The sequence below is a fragment of the Georgenia satyanarayanai genome (assembly GCF_900116375.1).
Classification (GTDB): domain Bacteria; phylum Actinomycetota; class Actinomycetes; order Actinomycetales; family Actinomycetaceae; genus Oceanitalea; species Oceanitalea nanhaiensis.
Map to the genome: position 1 here is coordinate 52,137 of NZ_UETB01000005.1, position 23,580 is coordinate 75,716.

Sequence of the window (23,580 nt, forward strand, 5' to 3'; positions counted from 1 at the left end):
GCCGGCTCGCGCCGGCCCCGCCGGGCGGTGTCAGCGCGCGGCCTCGAAGGCGTCGGCCAGGGAGTTGAAGTACTCGGTGTAGGTCTGGATGCCCTCGTTGGTGTAGGTGTCCGCGGGCATGTAGACGAGCCGGTCCTGCTGGATCGCGGTGACGCCCGTCAGTGCCTCGGAGGCCTCGAGGACCTCGGCGGCCGGCGCGTACTCCGGGTCGTCCGCGGCGACGGCCGCGTCACGGTCCATGACGAGGATCCAGTCGGGGTTGGAGTCGGCGATGGCCTCGACGGAGATGTCGTCACCCTGGTGGTCCTCGCTCGCCTCGGGGACCTCGAGGGCCGGGGTGAGGCCCAGGACGTCGAAGATCGGGCCCAGCGTGCGGCCGGCGCCCGGGGCGGAGTAGCCGATCTCGCCGCCGGAGGTGATGACGGCCATGACGGTGTCGGCGGGGTCGTAGGCGGCGCGGGCGCGCTCGATCGCGGCGTCGAGGTCGGCGTTCAGCGCCTCGGCCTCGGCCTGCTTGCCGAAGATCTCCCCGAGCACGGTGGTCTGGCGCTTGAGCTCGTCGGTGAAGGGCTCCCCCTCGCGCGGGTCGAGCTCGAGGACCACGGCCTCGGGGGCGAGGGAGGTGAAGTCGTCGTGGTAGTCGGCGAAGCGCTGGCCGTTGATGATGAGGTCCGGCTCGGCGGCGACGACGGCCTCGAGGTCGGGCTCGCGGTGGTTGCCGAGGTCGATGATCGACTCGTCCTGCGCGTAGGGGATCGTGTCAGGCATGAGCGCGACGGCGGCGGCGCTCAGCTCGACGTCCCACGCGGCGAGGGTCTCGAAGGTCCGGTTGTCGGTCGCGACGACCGACCGCGGCGGCGTGGTGATCGTCTGCGTGCCGTTGTTGTCCTCGACCTCGACGGTCGTGGCGCTCGCGTCGTCGTCGGCAGCGGCGTCGGTGGCGCCGTCGGCCTGGCCGCAGGCGGCCAGCGCCAGGGCGGCGACGACGGCCACGCCGGCGAGGCGCACCGGCCGACGAACAGGGGAAGCGATGCTCATGGGTGTCCTTCGCTCGTGGTCTGTGGCGGCCGGTGGCGCCGGTCCGGCCAGGGTCAATGTAAGCGTTAGGTAAGCCTTACCTACAAGCCCCTCATGCCAATTTGATACCGACGTCGTTGCGTAATTCATCCCATCGGAGGAGGGAAGTCGGCGGGGCGCCGCCGTTCGCGCGCACCCGCGCCCGTTTCCGAAATGCCCGCGATGTGAGCCAACTCACCCCGCCCCCTCTCCCGCGCCCCATCCCCGCGTCCGCATCCGCGCGCCCCCATCCCCGCGCCCCCATCCCCCGCGCCCCCATCCCCGCGCTCCCCACACCCGCGCCCCCATCCCCCGCGCCGAGAGCTGAGTTGTTCCTGGGAGCAGTCCGCGCGACCCCCGTGCGGGCCCGACCCCGGGTGTCGGAGGGACGTGGGAGCGTAGGGACCGGGAGGCGACATGGACACAGTGACGACCGAGGTGCGGGCACAGGCCGCGCTCCAGGCGCTCGTGGGACGGCCCGACGCCCGGCTGCGGGCGGACCAGTGGCGGGCGATCGAGGCGCTCGTCGTCCACCGCCGACGCGCCCTGGTGGTCCAGCGCACCGGCTGGGGGAAGTCGGCGGTGTACTTCGTCGCCACCGCGTTGCTCCGCGCCGGGGTCGAGGGCCGCCCGCCGGCCGGGCCCACCGTCATCGTCTCCCCGCTGCTCGCCCTCATGCGGGACCAGATCGCTGCGGCCTCCCGCGCCGGGATCCGCGCCGTGACCGTGAACTCCGCGAACGTCACCGAGTGGGAGTCGGTCCACGCCGCCATCGCCGCGGGCGAGGTGGACGTGGTCCTGTGCTCGCCGGAGCGGCTCAACAACCCGGGCTTCCGCAGCGAGGTGCTGCCGCAGCTGGCGGCCACCGCCGGCCTCGTCGTCGTCGACGAGGCTCACTGCATCTCCGACTGGGGTCACGACTTCCGTCCCGACTACCGCCGCATCCGCACGCTCCTGGAGGATCTCCCGGCCGGGGTGCCGGTCCTCGCCACCACCGCCACCGCCAACGACCGCGTCAGCGCCGACGTCGCCGAGCAGCTCGGCACCGGTGAGGACGGCGACGTCCTCGTCCTGCGCGGCTCCCTGGACCGCGAGTCGCTGCGGCTGGGCGTCCTCAGCCTGCCGGACCAGGCCCAGCGGGTGGCCTGGCTCGCCGAGCGGATGGCGTCCTGGGAGGGCTCAGGGATCGTCTACACGCTCACCGTGGCCCAGGCCGAGCAGGTCGCCGAGCAGCTGCGGGCCGCCGGCCTGGAGGTCGAGTCCTACACCGGTCGGACCGAGCCGGCACGCCGTGAGCAGCTTGAGGAGGACCTGCGAGCCAACCGGATGCGTGCCCTCGTCGCGACCTCCGCCCTGGGAATGGGCTTCGACAAGCCCGACCTCGCCTTCGTCGTCCACCTCGGCGCGCCCTCCTCCCCCATCGCCTACTACCAGCAGGTGGGCCGCGCCGGTCGCGGCGTCGACCGCGCCGACGTCGTGCTCCTGCCCGGCCCCGAGGACCGCGACATCTGGGCCTACTTCGGCTCCCTCGCCTTCCCGCCGGAGCACGCGGTGCGCGAGGTCCTCGCCGCCCTGGGTGACGAGCCGCTGTCCACCGTGCGTCTCGAGCCGCTCGTCGACCTGCGCCGCACCCGCCTGGAGACGATGCTCAAGGTCCTCGACGTCGACGGCGCGGTCGAGCGGGTGGCCGGCGGCTGGCGCAGCACCGGGCGGCCCTGGGAGTACGACGCCGAGCGCTACGCCCGCGTCGACGCCGCCCGCGAGCGTGAGCAGCACGCCATGGTCGCCTACGTCGGCCTCGGGGCCGGGCAGTGCCGGATGGCCTACCTGCGCGCCCAGCTCTCCGACCGGGAGCTGGAGGAGGGCTGGCGCTGCGGACGCTGCGACCTGTGCGGGGGCCTGGACCTGGACGCCACGGTGGACGAGGCCCGCCTCGAGCAGGCACGCGCCGTCCTCGACCGCCCGGGTGCGGACGTCGCGCCCCGCAAGCAGTGGCCCACCGGGATGGCCGCGGTGGGCGTCCCGCTCCAGGGACGCATCCCTCCTGGGGAGCAGGCGGAGCCGGGGCGCGCGGTCGCGCGGCTGGACGGGCTGGGCTGGTCCGCCGCCCTGCGCGAGATGCTCGAGCCCTCACCGGACCGGCCGGCCGGCGGGGAGGCGCACGGTGGGCATGACGGCGCGCTGCCCACGGGCCTGCGCGGCGCCGTCGAGCGGGTGCTCACCGACCAGCTCGCCGCGATCCGCGAGGGTGGTGGACAGGTCGAGGGCGTCGTCGTCGTCTCCTCGACCACCCGGCCGCAGCTCCTCGACCACCTCGCGCGAGGCGTCGCGCACCTGGCCCAGGTCCCGCTCGTCGGGGCCGTCGCCCCGGACCCGGCCCGCCCGCCCGGCCGCCACGACGTCAACTCCGCCACCCGGCTGGCCGGTGTCCACCAGCGGCTGCGCCTCGACCTCGGCGAGGCGGCGCTGGCGGGCCTGCCGGGCCGCTCGGTCCTCCTCGTCGACGACCTCACCGACTCCGGCTGGACCCTCACCGTGGCCGCCCGGCTGCTGCGGCAGGCGGGCGCCGCGGCCGTGCACCCCTTCGTGCTCGCCCAGCGCTGACCGGCGCCGCGCCGTACGATCGGGCGCAGCCGACCGGAGGAACCATGCCCTCGTTCACCGTTGACCTCAAGGACGCCGTCGACCCTCTCGTGCTGGCCGTGGACGTCGGGTCCACCGCGAGCCGCGGTGGGCTGTACGACGCCCGGGGGATGCCCGTCGACGGGATGAAGCACAAGGTCCCGCACGCCTTCACCACCGCCACCGACGGCACCTCGGTCATCGAGCCCCTCCAGGTGGTCGACGAGGTCGCGGCGATCATCGACGTCCTCGCGCGCCCCGAGCTGGCCGGCCGCATCGCCGGGGTCGCGCTGGACACCTTCGCCTCCTCGCTCGTGGGCGTCGACGCCGCGGGCGAGCCGCTCACCCCGTGCTACACCTACGCCGACTCCCGCTGCGCGCCGCAGGTGACGGCGCTGCGCGCCGAGCTCGACGAGGCGGAGGTGCAGCAGCGCACGGGCACCCGCCTCCACTCGAGCTACCTGCCCGCGCGGCTGCGCTGGCTGCGGGAGACCGAGCCCCGGCTGTTCGACGAGGTGGCCCGCTGGCTGACCCTCGGCGAGCTCGTCGTCCTGCGCCTCACCGGCACCACGGCCGTGGGCACGTCGGCGGCGGCCTGGTCGGGGCTGCTGGACCGCCTCTCCGGCACGTGGGACGAGCGCATGCTCGCCGTCGCGGGCATCAGCGCCGCGGCCCTGTCCCCCGTCCACCACCCCGACCAGCCGCTCACCGGCGTCACGACGCGCTGGCCCGCGCTGGCGGCGGCGGCGTGGTTCCCGGTCGTCACCGACGGCCTGGCCGCGAACATCGGGACGGGGGCGAGCGACGCCCGGACCGTCGTCGCGTCCTTCGCCACGAGCGGTGCCGTGCGGGTCCGTGTCCCGGCCGAGGTGCCCGAGCTGCCCTCGGGGCTGTGGGCCTACCGGGTGGACGCCGACCACGCGCTGCTCGGCGGGGCCCTCAACGACGTCGGACGTGGCGCGAGCTGGCTGGAGGCGACGCTGCGGCTGGACGACGTCGACCTGGACGGCGTGCTCGCCGCGGAGGTCGACCCCACGACGCCGATGGCCCTGCCCTTCCTCACCGGGGAGCGGAGCACCGGGTGGGCGGCCGACGCCCGGGCCGTGCTCGTCGGCCTGTCCGCGGCCACCACGCCCGCGGCGATCGCCCGCGGCATGCTCGAGGGCGTGGCCCTCAGCTACGGCCGGGTCGTCGCCGAGCTCACGCGGGTCGCCCCGCTGCCCGAGCAGATCCTCGCGAGCGGCCGGATGAGCCAGTCACTGCCGCACCTGCTCCAGCTCCTCGCCGACGTCACCGGGGTGCCGGTGACGCCCGTGACGATCAAGCGCTCGACGCTCCACGGGACGGCGCTGCTCGCACTGCAGACCCTGGCCCCGGACGTGGAGCGGGCAGCGCCCACCACGGCGGCCACCGTCGAGCCGGTGGCCGCCCGTGCCGACTACTACGCCGAGCGCGCCGAGCGCTTCGCCGCGCTCTACTCCGCCGTGGTGGGCTGAGCGACCTACAGGTGGTAGGTGATGTCCGCGTCACCGCGCAGCTGCTCGAGGAGCACCTCGACGGCCTCACCCTCGTGCTGCTGCTGGAGCTGCGCCTCGATCTGCGGGCGCACCTCCTCGAACGCGGGCAGCTCGCCCTCGCCCCCGCCCTGCTCGGCGGCGGAGTCGTAGAGCTCGCGCGCCTCCTCCTCCGAGGGGGTGAACTCTCCCGCCTCGTCGGCGAAGAGCTGCTCGAGGGCCGTCTGCTCCTCGATCTGCGCGACGGCCTCCTCGCGGCCCAGCCCCTGCTCCTCCAGAGCGGTGAAGAGCTCGTCGGCGGACCCCAGCCCGCTGGAGGCGGCGATCTCCTCGGCGGCGGCGTCGATCTCCTCCTGGGTGGGGGCGATGTCGCGGGCCGCGGCCTCGGCGAGGAGCAGCTCGGTGTCGACGAGGCCCTCCGCGGTGCTCTGCTTGAGAGCCTCCTGGTCGACCTCCTCGCCCGACATCTGCGACTGCATGAACGCCTGCTGGAGCTGGCCCTCGTACACCTGGGTGAACTCCTCCAGGGTGACCTCGGCACCGTTGACCTCGGCGACGACGTCGGGCAGGCCCTCGAGGTCCGGCGCGGGAGGCGTGGGGGCCTCCTGGCTCGCGGTCTCCTCAGCGGCAGGCGTGCTCGTCTCCGCGGTCGGGTCGGCCTCGTCGTCGCCCGATCCGCAGGCCGTCAGGGCCAGCAGCAGGGCAGCGGTCGCCACGGCAACCTTGGTTCGCATGGGGTTTCCTCTCCGGAAGACGAGGTTCCAGCGTGCGCGCCGCACCACCCCCGACGCAAGCCGCGCGCCGCCCGACGCCCGAACCTTCACCGAGCGCGCACATCTGCCCCGCCGCACCGCCCCCCGCCGCCGCCCCGCCCCCCGCCGCCGACAGCGCAGTTACCGCCGACAGCGCAGTTACCGCCGACAGCGCAGTTGCCGCCGACGACGCAGCTGCCGTCGAGAGCGCAGGTCGCGCAGGCAGGAACTGCGGGTCAGCCCAGGCGGACGTCGACGGCGTCGGCGTGGGCAGGCAGGTCCTCGGAGACGGCGAGCGCGCGCAGCGGCCCGGCGACCTTCCGCAGCGCGGCGTCGTCGTACTCGATGACCTGGACCGGCTTGAGGAAGGCCATGACGCTGAGCCCCGACGCGAAGCGGGCCGTGCCGCCGGTGGGCAGCACGTGGTTCGAGCCGGCGAGGTAGTCCCCCAGCGGCACCGGGCTGTAGGGCCCGACGAAGATCGCGCCGGCGTTGCGGATGCGCTCGGCGACGGCGGCGGCGTCCGCCGTCTGGATCTCGAGGTGCTCGGCCCCGTAGGCGTCGCACACGGCGATCCCCTGCGCGAGGTCAGCGACGAGCACGGTGCCGGACTGCGGGCCCGAGAGCGCGGTACGCACCCGCTCGGCGTGCCTGGTCGCTGCGGCCTGCCGCTCGATCTCGGCGTCGACGGCGTCGGCCAGCTCGACGCTGTCGGTGACGAGCACGGAGGCGGCGGCGGGGTCGTGCTCCGCCTGGGAGATGAGGTCGGCGGCCACGAAGCGGGGGTCGGCACCGGCGTCGGCGAGGACGGCGATCTCCGTGGTGCCGGCCTCGGCATCGATGCCCACCCGGCCCATGACGGCCCGCTTGGCGGCGGCGACAAAGATGTTGCCCGGCCCGGTGACGACGTCGACGGGCGCGCACAGCTGCGCGTCGTCGGCGGTGCCGTCCTGCCCGGCCGCCCCGTAGGCGAGCATGCCCACGGCCTGCGCGCCACCGACGGCGTAGACCTCCTCGACGCCGAGCAGCGCGCACGCCGCGAGGATCGTCGGGTGGGGCAGGCCGCCGAAGGCTCGCTGGGGCGGGCTCGCGACCGCCAGCGAGCGCACGCCGGCCACCTGCGCTGCGACGACGTTCATCACGACGCTCGAGGGGTAGACCGCGAGGCCGCCGGGGACGTAGAGGCCCACCCGGCTCACCGGCACCCAGCGCTGACGGACGTGGCCGCCGGGCAGGATCTCGGTGTCCCGCTCGGCGGGCAGCTGGGCGGCGTGGCCAGCGCGGTTGTGGGCGATCGACATCTCCAGCGCCTCGCGCACCTGCGGGTCGAGGCCGTCGAGCGCCTCGGCCAGGGCCTGGGCCGGCACCCGCAGGTGCTCGGGCCGCACGCCGTCGAAGCGCTCGGCGAGGTCTCGCAGGGCGGCGCCGCCCCGGGAGCGGACGTCGTCGATGATGGGGAGCACCTGCGCCATGGCGGCCTCGACGTCGAGCGTGGCGCGCGGCAGCACGTCGACGAGGGCGTCGGGGGTCAGGTCGGAGGCGCGGAGGTCGATTCGCCGGAGCATGTGCCTGATCGTATGACGCCCGCCGGGGCGCGGCGGGGGCCGTCCAGCCCACGGCAGGGCATGATCGGTGCCATGGAAGCGCAGAACGTCGTGCCCGTCGACGGGGAGATCCGGCTCGGCCAGTTCCTCAAGCTCGCCTCGCTCGCCGAGTCCGGGGCGCAGGCCCGCGAGCTCATCGCCGACGGCGAGGTGAGCGTCGACGGCGTCGTCGAGACCCGCCGGGGGCGCCAGCTCGCCACCGGGGCACGCGTCGAGGTGAGCACTCCCGGCGGGGTCCTCGTCGCTGTCGTCGGCTGACCGCTACAGAGCCGCCGCCCCGAATCTGTGCGGGTCCGCACCCCGCTCCGTGCCCGCCCCTCGTTAGCGTGGCCGGTGTTCCCGATGAGAGGTAGACCATGACCACGACCACCCCCGCCGCCGTCCTCGCCGACTCGCTGCCCGCAGGCCTCGTCCGGGACGCCTCGCTCGTCGCCGGTGGCGCCGTCGTCACCGGCGTGCTGTCCCAGGTGGTCGTGCCGCTGCCCTTCACCCCCGTGCCGCTGTCGCTCGGCACCTTCGCCGTCCTGCTCGTGGGGGCCTCGCTCGGGCCGGTGCGGGGAACGCTGAGCATGCTGCTCTACCTCGGGGCCGGGGTCGCCGGGGTGCCGTGGTTCGCCGAGCAGAGCGCCGGGTGGCACACCGCGTCCTTCGGCTACGTCATCGGTTACGTGCTGGCCGCCGGCCTCGTGGGCGCGCTCGCCCGGCGCCGCGCCGACCGCAGCCCGCTGTCGATGGCCGGGGCGGCCGCCCTGGCGACCCTCGCGGTGTACGCCGGCGGCGTGCCGTGGCTCATGGTGAGCCTCGGGGTGAGCCTGGGCGAGGCCCTTCTGCTGGGTGTCGCACCGTTCCTCCTCGGCGACGTCCTCAAGGCCGCGGCCGCCGCGGGGCTGCTGCCCGCCGCCTGGCGCCTGCTCGGCCGCCGGGACTGAGCCACCCGCCGCCGCGGTGAGCCGGGTCGGCAGGCGTGGCACGCGCCGTCCACGAGCTGGCGACGGTGACCATCTAGCCAGGCCCTGCCGGTGAAGTTTCACGCGGCTGTCTCGCGGACGAAACCTCCCCGGAACGCGGGTCGGCCAGCCTGGGGGCATGGACGACCACGGGGACCCGACGGACACGCTGGCCTGCGAGGTGTGCGGGCGGCTGCCCGAGCCGCGCAAGGCACGCCGGACGGCTGCCACCGTGCTGGCCATGCTCCCGCTCGAGCTGGCGGTGCACGCGGCCGTCGTGGCCAGCGACCTCCCACTCCTCACCAAGGTGCTCGTCCTCACGGTGACGGCCACCGCCCTGGCCGTGTGGGTCGCGGAACCCTCGGTGACGCGGCTGCTGAGGCGCTGGCTGCACGGCCCGATCCTGCGCGAGCGGAGGCGCCTGGATGCCGCCGGCTCGCTGTGGCGGCTGCGGACCACGGTGCGGGACACCCCCGGCAGCCTCGAGTCCATCACCCGGCAGCTGCGCATGCTCGACGGCAACATCCTCGGCGTGCAGGTCCAGCCCGGTGCCGACGGGGCGGTCGACGAGTTCGTCGTCGACGTCCCGGAGGAGATCACCGCGCGGGACCTCGTGGAGGCCGTCGAGGACGGCGGGGGCCGCAACGTCCAGGTGTGGCCGACCACCGCCCTGGCCCTGGTCGACAACCCGACCCGGGCGCTGTGCACGGCCCTGCGCGTCGCGGAGGCGCCGCACGAGCTCCCCGAGGCCGTCGCCGACCTGCTCGGTGCCGAGGTGGTCGACGGCGGACCCGGCGACCCCACCTCCCACCTGTCAGGTGACGCCACGCGGCTGAAGATCCACGCCGGCTGGCGCGGCGCGGTCGTGCTCGCCCGGGCGGGGCAGCCGTTCACGCTCGCCGAGTCGGCCCGCGCGCACCGCCTCGCCGAGCTGGCCGAGCTCGTCGACGGCGTCCGGCTCTCGGGCCTGGGCGCGGCCGCACCTCACGCCGAGGGCTGAGCCCGGGCGGGGAGGGCTGACGCGGGTGGCTACACGAGACAGCCGGGACCGAGGAGCGTCTTGAGGTCACCGAAGAGGGCCGTCGACGGCTCGACGCGGAAGGAGTCCTCCAGGCGCATCGTCGTCGACCGGCCCGGGCTGGTGAGCCGCAGCCGCACCTCCGAGCTGCCCGGGTGGTCGGTGAGGATGCCCTTGAGCCGCTCGACGAGCGGCGCCGTGCACCGGTTGGCGGCGAGCGTGAGCTGCACCGGACCGTCGGTGGCCTGGGAGACGTCCGGCAGGGTCATCTCCGAGGCGTAGATCGTCGGGATGTCGTCGCGCCGGTTGAGGCGGCCCTTGACCGTGATGATGGAGTCGTCGGCGAGCATCGTCGAGACCGTCGAGTAGGTCTGCGGGAAGAACAGCACCTCGATCGCGCCCTCGAGGTCCTCGACGGTGGCGATGGCCCACGGGTTGCCGTTCTTCGTCATCTTCCGCTGCAGGGAGGTGACCAGACCCGCGATGGTGACCGTGGAGCCGTCGGCCCGGGTCTCGTCGGTGAGCAGGTTGGCGATCGAGACGTCCGCGGCCCGCTGGAGCACGTGCTCGAGACCGAACAGCGGGTGGTCCGAGACGTAGAGCCCGAGCATCTGGCGCTCGAAGGTGAGCTTCTCCGGCTTGTCCCACTCGGGCAGGTCGGGGATGTCGATGGTGAACCCGGCCCCGCCGGCCCCGCCGTCGCCGCCCAGGCCGGCGAAGAGGTCGAACTGGCCGACCGCCTCGTTGCGCTTGACGTCGATGACCATGTCGATGGCCTCCTCGTGTCGGGCGAGGAGCGCGCGGCGGGTGTGGCCGAGGGAGTCGAAGGCCCCGGCCTTGATGAGCGACTCGATGGTGCGCTTGTTGCACACGACAGCGGGCACCTTGTCGAGGAAGTCGGTGAAGGAGGTGTACTCCCCCTTCGCCTCGCGGGTGGAGATGATCGCCTCGACGACGTTCGCGCCGACGTTGCGCACCGCGGCGAGGCCGAAACGGATCTCCTCGCCGACGGCCGCGAAGGAGCCCACGGAGGTGTTGACGTCGGGGGGCAGCACGGTGATGCCCATGTGCCGGGCCTCGCCGAGGTACAGCCCCAGGCGGTCCTTGTTCACCTGGGTGGAGGTGAGCAGGGCGGCCATGAACTCCGTGGGGAAGTTCGCCTTCAGGTAGGCGGTCCAGTAGGAGATGATCCCGTACGCCGCCGAGTGGGCCTTGTTGAAGGCGTAGTCGGAGAAGGGCAGGAGGATGTCCCACAGGGTCTTGACCGCGGCCGGGGAGTAGCCGCGCTCGAGCATGCCGGCCTCGAAGCTGGCGAACTGCTTGTCCAGCTCGGCCTTCTTCTTCTTGCCCATGGCGCGGCGCAGCAGGTCGGCCTGGCCGAGGGTGTACCCGGCGACCTTCTGCGCGATCGCCATCACCTGCTCCTGGTAGACGATCAGGCCGTAGGTGGTGCCGAGGATCTCCGCGAGCGGCTCCTCGAGCTCGGGGTGGATCGGCTCGATCTCCTGCTGGCCGGTCTTGCGCAGCGCGTAGTTCGTGTGGGAGTTCGCGCCCATCGGGCCGGGCCGGTACAGCGCGCCGACGGCGGAGATGTCCTCGAAGTTGTCCGGGCGCATGAGGCGCAGCAGCGTGCGCATGCCGGCGCCGTCGAGCTGGAACACCCCGAGCGTGTCACCGCGGCCCAGCATGGCGTAGGTGAGGGGGTCGTCCAGCGGGAGGCGCTCGAGGTCCGGGACCGCCTTGCCGTTGCGCTCGATGTTCTCGAGCGCGTCGTCGATGACGGTGAGGTTGCGCAGCCCGAGGAAGTCCATCTTGAGCAGCCCGAGGTTCTCGCACTGCGGGTAGTCGAACTGCGTGATTATCGCGCCGTCCTGCGGGCGCAGCATGACCGGGATGACGTCCTGGAGCGGCTCGCTGGACATGATGACGGCGCAGGCGTGCACGCCCCACTGCCGCTTGATGCCCTCCAGGCCCTGGGCGGTCTCGACGACGGACTGCGCGTCGGGGTCGGCGGCGTGGAGCTGGCGGAACTCCTCGGCCTCGGCGTAGCGCTTGTCGCGCGGGTCGAAGATGCCCGCGAGGGTGATGTCCTTGCCCATGACCGACGGCGGCATCGCCTTGGTGAGCTTCTCCCCCATCTGGAAGGGGAAGTCCAGGACGCGTGCGGAGTCCTTGAGGGCCTGCTTGGCCTTGATGGTGCCGTAGGTGACGACCTGGGCCACGCGGTCGTCGCCGTACTTCTCGGTGACGTACCGGATCACCTCACCGCGGCGACGCTCGTCGAAGTCGACGTCGAAGTCGGGCATCGAGACGCGGTCGGGGTTGAGGAACCGCTCGAAGATGAGGCCGTGGACGAGCGGGTCGAGGTCGGTGATGCGCAGCGCGTAGGCGACCATCGAGCCGGCACCGGAGCCACGGCCCGGGCCCACGCGGATGCCCTGGGACTTGGCCCAGTTGATGAAGTCGGCGACGACGAGGAAGTAGCCGGGGAAGCCCATCTGGGTGATGACCTCGACCTCGTACCGCGCCTGCTTCTCGACGTGGTCGGGCACGCCGTCGGGGTAGCGGTAGTTCAGGCCCTTCTCGACCTCCTTGACGAACCACGAGTGCTCGTCCTCCCCCGCGGGCACGGGGAAGCGGGGCATGTAGTTCGCACCGTCGGCGGCGGTCCGGAAGGTGACGTCGCACTGCTCGGCGACGAGCAGGGTGTTGTCGCAGGCCTCGGGGAGGTCGCGGAAGACCTCGCGCATCTCGGCGGCGGGGCGCAGGTAGTAGGTGTCGCCGGTGAAGGCGAAGCGGCTGCCGCCCTGGTCGTAGCTCGGCTCGGTGAGCTTGCTGCCCGACTGGAGGGCGAGCATGACCTCGTGTGTACGGGCGTCGTCCGGGCGCGTGTAGTGGGAGTCGTTGGTGGCCAGGAGCGGCGCACCGATGTCCTTGGCCAGGCGCAGGAGGTCGGTGACGACGCGGCGCTCGATGTCCAGGCCGTGGTCCATGAGCTCGACGTAGTAGTTCTCGCGGCCGAAGATGTCCTGCAGCTCGCGGGCGGCGCGCAGCGCCTCGTCGTACTGGCCGAGCCGGATGCGGGTCTGCACCTCGCCCGACGGGCAGCCGGTGGTGGCGATGAGGCCGTCGGCGTGGGTGGAGATGAGCTCGCGGTCCATCCGCGGCCACTTGCCCATCTGCCCCTCGATGGAGGCGCGCGACCCGAGCCGGAAGAGGTTGTTCATCCCCTGGTTGTTGCGGGCCAGGAGCGTCATGTGGGTGTAGGAGCCGCGGGCGGAGACGTCGTCCTTGGCCTGGTGCTCCTCGCCCCACCGCACCCGGGACTTGTCGAAGCGCGAGGTGCCCGGCGTGACGTAGGCCTCGAGCCCGATGATGGGCTTGACGCCGTGCTTCTGGGCGCTGGACCAGAAGTCGAAGGCCCCGAAGAGGTAGCCGTGGTCGGTGATCGCCAGGGCGGGCTGGCCCATCCGGGCGGCCTCGCCCAGCAGCTCGTCGACCTTGGAGGCACCGTCGAGCATCGAGTACTCGGTGTGCACGTGGAGGTGGGTGAAGTTGTCAGATCCTCCAGCAGCCATGCCCGTCAGTCTAGGTCGCGCGACTGACACGACCGGCCATCTCGAGGGGAGATCCAGGTCGCTCGGCGTGTCGACGCCGTTCCCGGCGTGAGGCAGCCACGACGACGCGCGCAGCAGCCGCGCGGGACGTCTCCGTCGCCCCCGGAGCCGGCGGTTCGGGTCAGGACTCGACCAGCTCTGGCTCCCAGTGGGCGAACCGTGCCAGCGACGACAGCGCAACGGTGGCGGGCGTGGCGCGCACCAGCAGGTCGCGCAGCGCAACGACGGGCGCGGAGCGCAGCTCGTGCCCGAACCGGCCGCTCCAGCGGGAGGCCCGAGCCACCGCCTGCGACCGCGGCCGCCGGGTGCGGTCGTAGACGCGGAGCGCGGCGGGGACATCGTCCTCGTACCGGGCCAGCGCCCGCCCGAGCACGACGGCGTCCTCCAGGGCCTGCGCCGCGCCCTGCCCGAGGTTCGGTGTCATGGCGTGGGCGGCGTCCCCGAGGAGAGCGGCAGCGCCGGTGACGTAGCTGGGCAGGGGCACTGCGAGGTGCTGCAGGTCGTGGCGCAGGACGGCACCCGGCTCGGTGGCGGCGAGCAGGTCGGGGATCGGGGCGTGCCAGCCGGCGAAGCGCCTGCGCAGGTGGGCGGCCTCGTCCGCGAACCGGTGCCCCACGGGGGCGCCGGCGACGGCCGCGAACCAGTAGACCCGCCCGTCCACCAGGGGCACCGTTCCGAACTCCGTGCCTGGGCCCCAGGTGACGGCACCGACGAGGTCGAGCGGCCACCGCTCTGCGGTCACCGAGCGCCAGGCCGTCACGCCCGTGTGGGCCGGACCCGGGTGGTCGGGCCAGAGCCTGCGACGTACGGCCGACCCGATGCCGTCGGCTCCGACGACGAGATCCGCCGTGATCGTGCGCCGCTCCCCGTCACGGACGAAGGTGACCGACGCGGGCGGTCCAGCGGTGACGTCGAGAACCTCGGCGCCCGTGACGAGCGCGCCAGCGGGCAGCACCTCGCGCAGCACCCGGTGCAGCTGCTCACGGTGGATCCCGATGGCCGAGGTGCCGAGCTCCCGTTCCAGGGCGGCGCTGTCGACCCGCGCGAGCCAGCGTCCTGAGCGGTCCCGGACCCCACCGCCGCCCTGGGGCGTGGCGGAGGTGACGACGGCGTCGGCGAGGCCGAGCTCGCGCAGCGCCCGTTGCCCGTTCGCCATGATCGTGAGGCCCGCGCCTATCTCCCCGCCCTCGGCGGAGCGTTCCAGCACGGTGACGTCCCAGCCCGCCAGTCTCAGCGCGGTCGCTGCGGCAAGCCCGCCGATGCCGCCGCCGACGACGACGCCGCTGCGTCCACGGTCAGCCACGGCAACTCCTCTCGCTCCTGAGCGCCCGGCGGCCCGCCGCCGGTGAGGACGCCCATCATGCCGCAGCCCGGGTGGCCGGTGACGTCGGAGCGACGAGCGGTGTCCTCGTCACGGGACGGACACAGCCGGCCACCTCGGGCCGGGATCCAGGTCGCTCGGCGTGCGGGCGCCGACGGCGGTGGCGGGCGGCCGCCGCGCGCCCGGTCACGGGCGGACGGACGCCCCGGCACGGTGGGCTCGGCGCGCGATGTCGCCCACCACCAGCTCGGCGTCCGGGACGACGCCGAAGGAGTTGTGCGAGGAGAACCGGTGCTGGAAGAGCTGCCCGAGGACGTAGAGACCGGGCTGACCGGTGACGGCGCCGCGGTCGTTGTCGAGGAAGCCGGAGGAGTCCAGCCCGGGCAGCTCGATCCAGTCGTGGCCGGGGAGGAAGCCGGTGGCCCACACGACGTTGGCGACGTCGAGCACCTCACCGACAGCGGTGACGGGCAGGCCCTCCACGACGTCGGTCACGCGCGCGGCGCGGCGCACGCCCGCGTCGGCGAGGTCCCGGGGCTTGACCCGGATGAGCGGCGTGCCGTGGCCCGACAGCAGCTTCTCCCTCGACCTGCGGCCGGGCGGGGTGTCCCGCGTGAGGACGTGGTTCCAGGTGAGGGCGATGAGGGGGAAGACGGTGAGCATCGCCTTGGACTCGATACGGAGCGGGACGTGCCCCGGGTGGCGTCCGCACAGCACGACGTCGTGGGTGGCGGCGAGCTCGAGGGCGATGTCCGCCCCGGAGTTCGCCGCACCGACGACGGCGACGCCGCCCGGCTGCAGCTGGGCCGGGTTGCGGTAGTCGACCGAGTGCAGCTGCACGATCCCGGAGGAGAGCCGCCGGGCGAGGGCCGGGACGTTCGGGACCCGCTCGGCCCCGGTCGCCAGGACGACGTTGGCGGCGGTGAGGGTGGCCGCGCCGGCGGTCACCTGGAACCGGTCGCCGTCCCGGAAGAGCCCGTCGACGGCGACACCCGTCCTGATGTCCATGCCGACACGCTCGGCGTAGGTGCTGAGGTACGCGGCCATCTGCGCGCCCGAGGGGAAGAGCTCGTCGCTCGGGAAGGGCATGCCGGGCAGCCCGAGGCTGCCCGCGGGGGTGAACATCCGCATCGTGTCCCAGCGGTGGTTCCACCCTCCGCCGACGCGGTCGTCGGCCTCGAGGACCGTGAACGGCAGCCCGCGGCGGGCGAGGTGGTAGCCGGCGACGAGTCCCGCCTGTCCGGCACCGATGACGATCGTGTGGTCCATGGTCTGCTCCCTCGGTCGCTGCGACGGTTCGAACGCTACGGAGGGGCCGGGGCCGGGCGCATCGGTGGAACCACCCAACCGGGGACGACGGCGGGAGTGGGTACCGCCGGCGGGTGGTGCGGCGGGTCAGAGCAGCTGCCACGCGACGGCGCGTGACGTGGCGGCAGCCCGGCTGGTGACGTCGAGCTTGGTGAGGATGTTGCTCACGTGCCGGTCGACCGTGCGCTCGCTGAGGACCAGGCTCTCGGCGATGGCCCGGTTGGTGGCCCCGGTGGCGACGAGCCGCAGCACCTCGACCTCGCGCGCGGTGAGCAGCTGACGGGCTCGCTGGTCCAGCGCCTCGACGTCCGGCCCTGCGCCGAGGCTCGTGAAGATCTCCCGGGCGGTGTCCCGCTCGCGGCCGGCGGACTCGACGTCACCGAGGGCGTGGCAGGCTGCCGCCACGAGCGCCCGGGCCCGCGCCTCCTCGTAGGGCACCGCGGTGCGCAGCCAGGTGGTGAGGGCGCGGCGCGCCGCGGCCCCGCCCTCCGCGGGCCGGCCGGCCGCCAGCGCGAGGCGGGCCTGCGCCTGGGCGGCGACCGCGCGGACGAGGTCACTGTCCTGCCGCTCGGCGAGCCCAACCAGCTCCTCCGCTGCTGCGCTCGCCCCGGGCTCGTCCCGCACGGCGAGCAGGACCTCCACCGCCGCCGCGAGCAGGGGCACCCTCCGTGCGACCGCGCTCGGCTCGACCAGGGCCCGGCGCACCATGGCGGCCGCCGCCTGTGTGCTGCCCCGGGCGAGGCGGAGCAGGGCGAGACCGGGCTGCGGCTCCCACCCGCCGCGGGCAGCCGCGGCGTACGCCGCGTCCGCGTCCGGCCACCGCCCCTGGAGCCGCGCCAGGTCACCGCGCACGGACGCCGCGAGCGCCGCGGAGGTCCGGTCGACGTCGTCGTCCAGGCCGACGAGGAGGGCGTCGGCTCCCACCCAGTCCCCCACGAGCTGGCGGAGCTCGGCGCGGCGCACCCGGCACTCCCCGACGAAGCCCGCCATCTCCGGCTGGGTGGCGCACCAGCCCGCCATGGCGTCGGTCCACTCGTGCGCGCGCCCGATGTCGTAGACCTCCCAGCACCCGGAGACGACCCCGCAGTAGACGATCCCGGTGACCATCGAGGACACGCGGTCGGCGGTGACGACGACCATCGCCTCGTCGAGCAGGGCGCAGCCCTCCTGCACGAGGCCCTCGGCGAGGCGGAGGAGCCCGGCCTGGTGGAGGGCCAGGGCGGCGAGGTCGGGGTCGGCGGACTCGTGGGCCGCGCGTGCGGCAGCGACGGCCAGGCGGGCGGCGCCGGCGAGGTCGCCGCTGCCCGCGGCGGGGAACGAGCGCGCGAGCGACAGGTAGCCCGCGAGCCGCTCGTCGCCTCCTGCCGGCGCGAGCCGCTCGAGCCGCTGCAGCCACCCGGTGCCGTGGGCCAGCTCCCCGTCGTGGAGGTGCTGCACCGCGATCCAGAAGGAGCTCAGGGCCGCTGCGGCGTCGTCACCGCGGCCGAGGTGCCGCCGGTAGGCGAGCTCCCGGGCGGCGAAGTACTCCTCCCTCCGGTGAAGCAGGTGGGCGCACTCGGCCATCCGGTCGAGGTCCCGCGGGTCGAGCGGCGCGGTGCGCTCCGCCTCGCGGAACGCGGCGAAGGCCGTGGCCCACCGTCGGTCGGTGTACGCCGACCGAGCACGGGCGAGGGCGTCGCTGCTCACCTCCCCAGTATCGCGCTCACCTGGCGCGCTACCGGGCTACCGGGCTACCGGGTGAGGGTGCGGGCCATGTCCTGGTGCCAGATGTCGGCGTCGAGGTAGCGCTCACCGGACACGACGGAGAAGCCGAGCCGCTCGTAGAAGCCCATGGCCGACTCCTGCGCGCTGAGGACGACCTCGACGGCCGGCGGCGCGCCCACGGCGTGGTGCTCGAGGGCGAGCTCGACGATCGCGGTCACGAGCCGGGCACCCACGCCGCGGCCGCGCGCTGCTGCGTGCACGGCCAGGCGCCCGAGGTGGACGTGACCTGGCGCGTCGAGCAGGAGCCGGCCCGTGCCGAGCACCTCGCCGGTGGCCTCGTCGACGGCGAGCACATGGGTGGTCGTCGGGTCTTCGTCGAGCTCGTCGACCTCGATGTCCGCCGGCACGCCCTGCTCGTCGACGAAGACGGCGAAGCGCACCGCCCAGGCCGCCTCGAGCTCCTCGCGGGTGGTGACGGTGCGGACGAGCACGCTCACCGGCGTCCCTCCCGCACCATCTCGAGCGCCCCCGCCAGGTCGTCGGGGTACTCGCTGGTGACGACGAGCTCCCGGCCGTCGCGCGGGTGGGCGAAGCCGAGACGCACCGCGTGCAGCCACTGCCGGGTCAGGCCCAGCCGCTGGGCGAGGACGGGGTCGGCGCCGTAGGTCGTGTCCCCCAGGCAGGGGTGGCGCACCGCGGAGGTGTGGACCCGGATCTGGTGGGTGCGGCCGGTCTCGAGGTGGATCTCGAGCAGGGACGCCCCGGACATCGCCTCGAGCGTCTCGTAGTGCGTGACGGCGGGCTTGCCGTCGGCGACGACGGCGAAGCGGTAGTCGTGCCGCGGGTCGCGTCCCACGGGCGCGTCGATGGTCCCGGCGAACGGGTCCATGTGGCCCTGGACGAGCGCGTGGTAGACCTTCTCGACCGTACGTTCCTTGAACGCCCGCTTGAGGACGGTGTAGGCGAGCTCGGACTTGGCCACGACCATGAGCCCGGACGTGCCGACGTCGAGCCGGTGGACGACGCCCTGCCGCTCGGCCGCCCCGGAGGTGGAGACCCGGTACCCGGCGGCGTGGAGGCTCCCGACGACGGTGGGCCCCTGCCAGCCGGGGCTGGCGTGGGCGGCCACCCCGACGGGCTTGTCGACGACGACGACGTCGTCGTCCTCGTAGGCGATCGCCAGTCCCGCGACGGGCTCCGGCGGTGGCGCCGACGGGGCGTCGGGCAGGGTGATCTCGAGCCACCCGCCGGCGACGAGCCGGTCGGACTTGGCCAGGGTGCGGCCGTCGAGGACGACACCGCCCTCGGTGGCCAGCTCGGCGGCGCGGGTGCGGGACAGGCCGAGCAGCCGAGACAGGGCGGCGTCGACGCGTTCGCCGGCGAGTCCGTCAGGGACGGGCAGGGAACGGGTCTCAGGCATCGTCGTCGGAGGAGGTGAGTCGGATCTCCCGGCGGCTGCGCGGGCGGCGCCGGACCGCCTCGGCAGGGCCGGTGCGCTCCCCGGACGTCGCGGCCTCGCCGGCCGGCTCCGTCTCCGCGGCCGGCCGCACGGCGGACCACGTCGGCGCGGCCGGTGCGGGAGCCGGTGCCTCGCCGGCCGGCGCCGGGGTGGCGGCCGCGGACCTCGCCCCGCTCACCCAGGTGGCGACGTCCACGCCGTCGTCGTCGGTGGCGCGCGGCACCTCCGGGGAGAAGTCGGTCTCGTCGACGAGCGGCTCCTCGCTCAACGGCTCGCCGTCGTCGTCGGCGGGTGCGGCGTCCTCGTCGTCGCGGGGGGTGACGACGCGGGTGCCGTCGACCTCGATCCCGAGCAGCGCGAGGACGGCGATGAGGACGGCGGCGAGCACGATGGCGATGTCGGCGACGTTGCCGACGAACCAGCCGTTGTAGTTGATGAAGTCCACGACGTGGCCGCGGGCGAAGCCGGGCTCGCGCAGCAGCCGGTCGTAGAGGTTCCCGACCGCGCCCCCCAGGAGCATCCCCAGGGCCAGCGCCCAGGCGGCCGAGCGCAGGCGGCGCGCCACCCGCAGCACGACGACGATGACGACGACCATGATGACCGTGAAGACCCACGTCATCCCGGTCCCGAAGGAGAACGCGGCCCCCGGGTTGTAGATGAGCTGCCAGCCGAGGAGGTCACCGACGAGGGGGATGTAGACACCCTGGGTCAGCCGCTCCTCGGCGAGGTACTTCGTCGCCTGGTCGATGCCGGCGATGCCGAGGGCCAGGGCGACGAGGAGGATGACCATCCCGCGCCTGCCCCGCTGCTGCTGGGTCATGCGTTCCCTTCCTTGACATGCGACGACGGCGGCGGCCCCGCGGGCCGCCGCCGTCGTGTCACACTCAGCGACCGAACTGCGCCGAGCCGGAGTCACCACGCCCGGAGACGTTGCCGCGACCCTCGACGTCCGACAGGAGGGACTCGAGGTAGCTCTTCAGACGCGTGCGGTAGTCGCGCTCGAAGACGCGCAGCTCGTCGATCTTGCGCTCGAGAAGCGAACGCTCCTGCTCGAGCTGGGCCAGGGTGCGGTTGTGCGTCTCCTCGGCCTCGCGCACGATGCGGTCCGCCTCGGTGCGGGCCTCGTGGAGGATGCGCTCGCCCTCCTGCTTGCCGTTGTTGACGTACTCGTCGTGCACACGCTGCGCCAGGGCGAGCATGCCGGTCGCCGAGGTCGGCTCGTCGGCGTTCTCGGTGACACCCTCGGCCGGCGCCGCCGCGGCGGGCGGCGCGAAGGAGGGCTGGGGCTGGGGCTCGGGCTCCGGCTCGGGCTCCGGCTGGGGCTCGGGCTCGGGCTCCGGCTCGGGCTGCGGCTCCGGTGCCGCGGCCACGGCCGTGGGCTGCTCCCCGCTGCTCAGCTCCGCCACGCGCCGCTCGGCGGCGGCGAGCTTCGCCTTGAGCTCCTCGTTCTCCGCGCTGAGCGAGCTCAGCGTGTTGACGACCTCGTCCAGGAAGTCGTCGACCTCGTCCTGGTCGTAACCCTCCCGGAACTTCGTCGGCTGAAACTTCTTGTTCAGCACGTCGTCCGCTGTGAGCAGCGCCATAGTCGTCACCTCAGTAAGTCAGTCGTTCGGTCGTGAGCGTCGCGCGTCTCACGGGTCCACGTTAGCGGAACGTTACTAGAGCCAGCACGTCACGGGGTTCACATGCGTCACGGGAGTGACAGGGAAGCGGCCACCTGCATCGAGATGCTCACGCCCAGGAACAGGATGATGAAGCCCAGGTCGAGCGCCACGGGGCCCAGCCGGAGCGGCGGGATGTAGCGGCGCAGCCAGTTCAGGGGCGGGTCGGTGAGCGTGTACACGAGCTCGGCCAGCACGAGGAGCACGCCCTTCGGGCGCCAGTCGCGGGAGAACACCTGCACCCAGTCCAGGACCAGGCGCCCGATGAGGACGACCAGGTAGAGCAGGAGCAGGAAGTAGACGATCGAGAAGACGAGTTGCACGTCTCAGCTCTGGTTGAACAGGCGGCCGGGGCCGGTCTCGGGCTGGCCCGAGTCGGAGGCGACCTCCACGCTGGCCGGGGAGAGCAGGAAGACCCGGTTGGTCACCCGCTCGATCGAGCCGTGCAGGCCGAAGACCAGCCCGGCGGAGAAGTCGACCATCCGCTTGGCCTCGGTCTCGCTCATGCCGGTGAGGTTCATGATGACGGGGGTGCCGTCGCGGAACGCCTCGCCGATGACCCGCGCCTCGTTGTACGTGGCGGGGTGCACCGTGCTGATCCGGCGCAGATCGTGCTCGACCGGCTCGGGGGCGGGCACCACGCGCATGGGCGTCACCTGGGCGCGCGGCTCCTCGCGCTCGGGGCGGGCCTCGGCGGCCGCCGGCTCCTCGTGGCGGGGCACGTCGAGCTCGTCCACGTAGTCCCCCTCGTCCTCGGACAGTCCGAGGTACGCCATCGTCTTGCGCAGTGCTCCGGCCATGACTGCTCCCGTCTCGAGTTCTGCGATCACACCTCGTGCCGCTCCTTGTCGTGACGCTAGACCAGGCCCGTGCCCAGTCCGCGCACCGACGCGCGGCGTGTCGTCACCGTTCTCGCGCGATCTCAGGCGGGACGGACGACGCCGGCGAAGCGGCCGGTGACGCCGTCGCGCCGGAAGGAGTAGAAGCGCTCGTCCTCGCGGGTGCACGCGTCCAGCCGCTGCACGCGGCGGACGCCGGCGGCGGTGAGCTGGGCGACCACGCCGGCGGGGATGTCGAGGGAGGGGCTGCCCCACGCCGTCGTGCCGGACGCGGCCGGGACGACGGCGGCCACCGCCTCCCGCAGGTCGGCCGGGACCTCGTAGCAGCGGCCGCAGATGCTGGGGCCGAGGGAGGCGTAGAGCTCGGGGACCGAGGCTCCCTCGGCCGTGAGGGCCGCGAGCGTGGCGGGCACGACACCGTCGGCCAGGCCCTGGCGACCGACGTGGACGGCGGCGACGAGGCCGCCGTCCGGAGTGGCGACCAGCAGGGGGACGCAGTCGGCGACCATGACGCCGACGGCGGGTGCACCCGGCCCGCTGCGCCGCCCGACGAGGGAGTCGTACCCCCCGAGCGTGGAGCGCCCCGCTCCGGGAGGCCGCGTGACGAGCCGCACGCGGTTCGAGTGCCGCTGGCTCATCCAGGCGACGTGGTGGCCGGCCCACCGGTCGAGCAGGTCCCGGTTGGCGATGACCCGGTCCTCGTCGTCGTCCACGTGGAAGGCGAGGTTGAGCCCGCCGCTCCCGTCGACGCCCGAGTACGGGCCCCAGGAGACGCCACCGGCGCGCGTGGTGAAGCCACCACGCGCGCCGGGACCGAGGTCGGCAGGGACCAGCTCGAGCATGCGCTCGGCCTGCCTCAGCGCAGGAAGTCGGGGATGTCGAGGTCCTCCTCGCGGCGGCTGCGCACCGGCTCCTCGTCGAAGACGCGGGGCACCTCCAGGCCACGACGCTCGCCCTCGTTGCCCGCGTAGGCGGGCACCGGCTCGGCGGGCTGCTCCTGGCGGACCGGCTCGGGGCTGGCGGCGACGGGCGGCTCCGGAGCGCTGGGGGCGCTGGGGAGCGTCACCGGGGCCGCGGCGCGGCGCGGCGGGGCGACCGGGGCCGGGGCGTTCGCGCCCGGGTCGTCGAAGCCCGCCGCGATGACGGTGACGCGCACCTCGTCGCCGAGGGCGTCGTCGATGACGTTGCCGAAGATGATGTTCGCCTCCGGGTGGGCCGCCTCCTGGACGAGCCGGGCGGCCTCGTGGATCTCGAAGAGCCCGAGGTCGCTGCCACCCTGGATGGAGAGCAGGACGCCGTAGGCGCCGTCGATGCTCGCCTCGAGGAGCGGGGAGGAGATCGCCAGCTCGGCGGCCTGGACCGCCCGGTCCTCACCGCGCGCCGAGCCGATGCCCATGAGGGCGCTGCCCGCACCCTGCATGACGGACTTGACGTCGGCGAAGTCGAGGTTGATCAGACCCGGGGTGGTGATGAGGTCGGTGATGCCCTGGACACCGGACAGGAGGACCTGGTCGGCGCTCTTGAAGGCGTCGAGCACCGACACGTTGCGGTCGGAGATCGACAGCAGGCGGTCGTTGGGGATGACGATGAGCGTGTCGACCTCGGCGCGCAGCGCCTCGATGCCGGCCTCGGCCTGGGTGGAGCGACGGCGTCCCTCGAAGGTGAAGGGACGGGTGACCACGCCGATGGTCAGGGCGCCGAGCGAGCGCGCGATCCGCGCGACCACGGGCGCGCCGCCCGTGCCGGTGCCACCCCCCTCGCCCGCGGTGACGAACACCATGTCCGCCCCGCGCAGCACCTCCTCGATCTCCTCGGCGTGGTCCTCGGCGGCCTTCTTGCCGACCTCGGGGTCCGCGCCGGCGCCGAGCCCACGGGTGAGCTCACGGCCGACGTCGAGCTTGACGTCGGCGTCGCTCATGAGCAGCGCCTGTGCGTCGGTGTTGACGGCGATGAACTCCACGCCCTTCAACCCGACCTCGATCATTCGGTTGACGGCGTTGACACCGCCGCCTCCGATGCCCACCACCTTGATCACTGCTAGGTAGTTCTGCGGTGCCGCCACGTCGGCCCCCTCACTTGTCTGCTGCTGGTCCTCGGCCAACCCTCAACCTCAAGTTGAGCGTTAGACTTATGTCATTCTTGCGCACCCGGAACGCTA

20 protein-coding genes are annotated in these 23,580 nt (G+C 73.7%); 5 read left to right on the top strand and 15 right to left on the bottom strand.

Annotated features, from left to right (window positions below; genetic code table 11):
* Window positions 1-30: 30 nt before the first annotated feature.
* On the bottom strand, window positions 31-1,038 hold the full coding sequence (locus DSZ44_RS08790) for a siderophore ABC transporter substrate-binding protein (RefSeq protein ID WP_110852252.1): 1,008 nt from the start codon (window positions 1,036-1,038) through the stop codon (window positions 31-33).
* A 435-nt stretch (window positions 1,039-1,473) separates the two neighbouring features.
* Here DSZ44_RS08790 and DSZ44_RS08795 point away from each other — a divergent pair, with 435 nt between their 5' ends.
* Together DSZ44_RS08795 and DSZ44_RS08800 are read left to right on the top strand one after the other, a co-directional pair.
* Window positions 1,474-3,660 carry a RecQ family ATP-dependent DNA helicase gene (locus DSZ44_RS08795; protein WP_110852253.1) on the top strand — a complete coding sequence of 729 codons (2,187 nt, stop codon included), beginning with the start codon at window positions 1,474-1,476 and terminating at the stop codon, window positions 3,658-3,660.
* A 44-nt stretch (window positions 3,661-3,704) separates the two neighbouring features.
* On the top strand, window positions 3,705-5,174 hold the full coding sequence (locus DSZ44_RS08800) for a gluconokinase (protein WP_110852254.1): 1,470 nt from the start codon (window positions 3,705-3,707) through the stop codon (window positions 5,172-5,174).
* 5 nt (window positions 5,175-5,179) lie between these two features.
* Here DSZ44_RS08800 and DSZ44_RS08805 read toward each other — a convergent pair whose 3' ends face one another.
* Together DSZ44_RS08805 and hisD are read right to left on the bottom strand one after the other, a co-directional pair.
* A complete protein-coding gene (locus tag DSZ44_RS08805; RefSeq protein WP_110852255.1) occupies window positions 5,180-5,926 on the bottom strand; it encodes a SurA N-terminal domain-containing protein in 747 nt (248 codons plus the stop codon).
* A 254-nt stretch (window positions 5,927-6,180) separates the two neighbouring features.
* Window positions 6,181-7,509: a histidinol dehydrogenase gene (hisD, locus tag DSZ44_RS08810; protein WP_110852256.1), complete on the bottom strand. Its 1,329-nt coding sequence runs from the start codon at window positions 7,507-7,509 to the stop codon at window positions 6,181-6,183.
* Window positions 7,510-7,581: 72 nt separating this feature from the next.
* Here hisD and DSZ44_RS08815 point away from each other — a divergent pair, with 72 nt between their 5' ends.
* The 3 genes from DSZ44_RS08815 to DSZ44_RS08825 all read left to right on the top strand — a co-directional run bounded on the left by DSZ44_RS08815 (window position 7,582) and on the right by DSZ44_RS08825 (window position 9,495).
* Window positions 7,582-7,806, top strand: coding sequence for an RNA-binding S4 domain-containing protein (locus DSZ44_RS08815; RefSeq protein ID WP_258369348.1), 225 nt, complete (start codon window positions 7,582-7,584; stop codon window positions 7,804-7,806).
* A 98-nt stretch (window positions 7,807-7,904) separates the two neighbouring features.
* Window positions 7,905-8,477 carry a biotin transporter BioY gene (locus tag DSZ44_RS08820; RefSeq protein ID WP_110852258.1) on the top strand — a complete coding sequence of 191 codons (573 nt, stop codon included), beginning with the start codon at window positions 7,905-7,907 and terminating at the stop codon, window positions 8,475-8,477.
* A gap of 157 nt (window positions 8,478-8,634) precedes the next feature.
* Window positions 8,635-9,495 carry an amino acid-binding protein gene (locus DSZ44_RS08825; RefSeq protein ID WP_110852259.1) on the top strand — a complete coding sequence of 287 codons (861 nt, stop codon included), beginning with the start codon at window positions 8,635-8,637 and terminating at the stop codon, window positions 9,493-9,495.
* A 29-nt stretch (window positions 9,496-9,524) separates the two neighbouring features.
* Here the strand turns inward: DSZ44_RS08825 and dnaE are convergent, their stop codons facing one another.
* The 12 genes from dnaE to ftsZ all read right to left on the bottom strand — a co-directional run bounded on the left by dnaE (window position 9,525) and on the right by ftsZ (window position 23,484).
* Complete coding sequence (gene dnaE / locus DSZ44_RS08830) at window positions 9,525-13,091, bottom strand: DNA polymerase III subunit alpha (RefSeq protein ID WP_110852260.1); 3,567 nt, start codon at window positions 13,089-13,091, stop codon at window positions 9,525-9,527.
* 160 nt (window positions 13,092-13,251) lie between these two features.
* Window positions 13,252-14,433, bottom strand: a complete 1,182-nt coding sequence (locus DSZ44_RS08835; protein WP_110852261.1) for an FAD-dependent monooxygenase — start codon at window positions 14,431-14,433, stop codon at window positions 13,252-13,254.
* A gap of 204 nt (window positions 14,434-14,637) precedes the next feature.
* Window positions 14,638-15,720: a flavin-containing monooxygenase gene (locus tag DSZ44_RS08840; protein ID WP_110852262.1), complete on the bottom strand. Its 1,083-nt coding sequence runs from the start codon at window positions 15,718-15,720 to the stop codon at window positions 14,638-14,640.
* 126 nt (window positions 15,721-15,846) lie between these two features.
* Window positions 15,847-17,445 carry a helix-turn-helix transcriptional regulator gene (locus DSZ44_RS08845; protein ID WP_110852263.1) on the bottom strand — a complete coding sequence of 533 codons (1,599 nt, stop codon included), beginning with the start codon at window positions 17,443-17,445 and terminating at the stop codon, window positions 15,847-15,849.
* A 44-nt stretch (window positions 17,446-17,489) separates the two neighbouring features.
* Window positions 17,490-17,960, bottom strand: a complete 471-nt coding sequence (locus DSZ44_RS08850; RefSeq protein WP_110852264.1) for a GNAT family N-acetyltransferase — start codon at window positions 17,958-17,960, stop codon at window positions 17,490-17,492.
* A complete protein-coding gene (locus DSZ44_RS08855) occupies window positions 17,957-18,883 on the bottom strand; it encodes an RluA family pseudouridine synthase (RefSeq protein WP_110852265.1) in 927 nt (308 codons plus the stop codon). The genes DSZ44_RS08850 and DSZ44_RS08855 overlap by 4 nt, the downstream gene beginning before the upstream one ends.
* On the bottom strand, window positions 18,876-19,742 hold the full coding sequence (gene lspA / locus DSZ44_RS18270) for a signal peptidase II (RefSeq protein WP_181424583.1): 867 nt from the start codon (window positions 19,740-19,742) through the stop codon (window positions 18,876-18,878). The genes DSZ44_RS08855 and lspA overlap by 8 nt, the downstream gene beginning before the upstream one ends.
* A 64-nt stretch (window positions 19,743-19,806) precedes the next feature.
* The gene (locus DSZ44_RS08870; RefSeq protein ID WP_110852266.1) at window positions 19,807-20,505 is read right to left on the bottom strand and encodes a DivIVA domain-containing protein; all 699 of its coding nucleotides are present in this window, start codon (window positions 20,503-20,505) and stop codon (window positions 19,807-19,809) included.
* A gap of 107 nt (window positions 20,506-20,612) precedes the next feature.
* Entirely contained in the window at window positions 20,613-20,906 is a 294-nt protein-coding gene (locus DSZ44_RS08875; protein ID WP_110852267.1) for a YggT family protein, read from the bottom strand.
* A gap of 3 nt (window positions 20,907-20,909) precedes the next feature.
* Window positions 20,910-21,383, bottom strand: a complete 474-nt coding sequence (locus DSZ44_RS08880) for a cell division protein SepF (RefSeq protein ID WP_110852268.1) — start codon at window positions 21,381-21,383, stop codon at window positions 20,910-20,912.
* A 122-nt stretch (window positions 21,384-21,505) separates the two neighbouring features.
* Window positions 21,506-22,264 carry a purine nucleoside phosphorylase YfiH/LACC1 family protein gene (locus DSZ44_RS08885; RefSeq protein ID WP_110852269.1) on the bottom strand — a complete coding sequence of 253 codons (759 nt, stop codon included), beginning with the start codon at window positions 22,262-22,264 and terminating at the stop codon, window positions 21,506-21,508.
* 14 nt (window positions 22,265-22,278) lie between these two features.
* Complete coding sequence (gene ftsZ / locus DSZ44_RS08890; RefSeq protein WP_110852270.1) at window positions 22,279-23,484, bottom strand: cell division protein FtsZ; 1,206 nt, start codon at window positions 23,482-23,484, stop codon at window positions 22,279-22,281.
* Window positions 23,485-23,580: the final 96 nt, after the last annotated feature.

Coding starts and splice junctions, on each gene's coding strand:
- DSZ44_RS08790 (WP_110852252.1), bottom strand. CDS start 1,038: ATGAGCATCGCTTCCCCTGTTCGTCGGCCGGTGCGCCTCGCCGGCGTG.
- DSZ44_RS08795 (WP_110852253.1), top strand. CDS start 1,474: ATGGACACAGTGACGACCGAGGTGCGGGCACAGGCCGCGCTCCAGGCG.
- DSZ44_RS08800 (WP_110852254.1), top strand. CDS start 3,705: ATGCCCTCGTTCACCGTTGACCTCAAGGACGCCGTCGACCCTCTCGTG.
- DSZ44_RS08805 (WP_110852255.1), bottom strand. CDS start 5,926: ATGCGAACCAAGGTTGCCGTGGCGACCGCTGCCCTGCTGCTGGCCCTG.
- hisD (WP_110852256.1), bottom strand. CDS start 7,509: ATGCTCCGGCGAATCGACCTCCGCGCCTCCGACCTGACCCCCGACGCC.
- DSZ44_RS08815 (WP_258369348.1), top strand. CDS start 7,582: ATGGAAGCGCAGAACGTCGTGCCCGTCGACGGGGAGATCCGGCTCGGC.
- DSZ44_RS08820 (WP_110852258.1), top strand. CDS start 7,905: ATGACCACGACCACCCCCGCCGCCGTCCTCGCCGACTCGCTGCCCGCA.
- DSZ44_RS08825 (WP_110852259.1), top strand. CDS start 8,635: ATGGACGACCACGGGGACCCGACGGACACGCTGGCCTGCGAGGTGTGC.
- dnaE (WP_110852260.1), bottom strand. CDS start 13,091: ATGGCTGCTGGAGGATCTGACAACTTCACCCACCTCCACGTGCACACC.
- DSZ44_RS08840 (WP_110852262.1), bottom strand. CDS start 15,720: ATGGACCACACGATCGTCATCGGTGCCGGACAGGCGGGACTCGTCGCC.
- DSZ44_RS08855 (WP_110852265.1), bottom strand. CDS start 18,883: ATGCCTGAGACCCGTTCCCTGCCCGTCCCTGACGGACTCGCCGGCGAA.
- lspA (WP_181424583.1), bottom strand. CDS start 19,742: ATGACCCAGCAGCAGCGGGGCAGGCGCGGGATGGTCATCCTCCTCGTC.
- DSZ44_RS08870 (WP_110852266.1), bottom strand. CDS start 20,505: ATGGCGCTGCTCACAGCGGACGACGTGCTGAACAAGAAGTTTCAGCCG.
- DSZ44_RS08880 (WP_110852268.1), bottom strand. CDS start 21,383: ATGGCCGGAGCACTGCGCAAGACGATGGCGTACCTCGGACTGTCCGAG.
- DSZ44_RS08885 (WP_110852269.1), bottom strand. CDS start 22,264: ATGCTCGAGCTGGTCCCTGCCGACCTCGGTCCCGGCGCGCGTGGTGGC.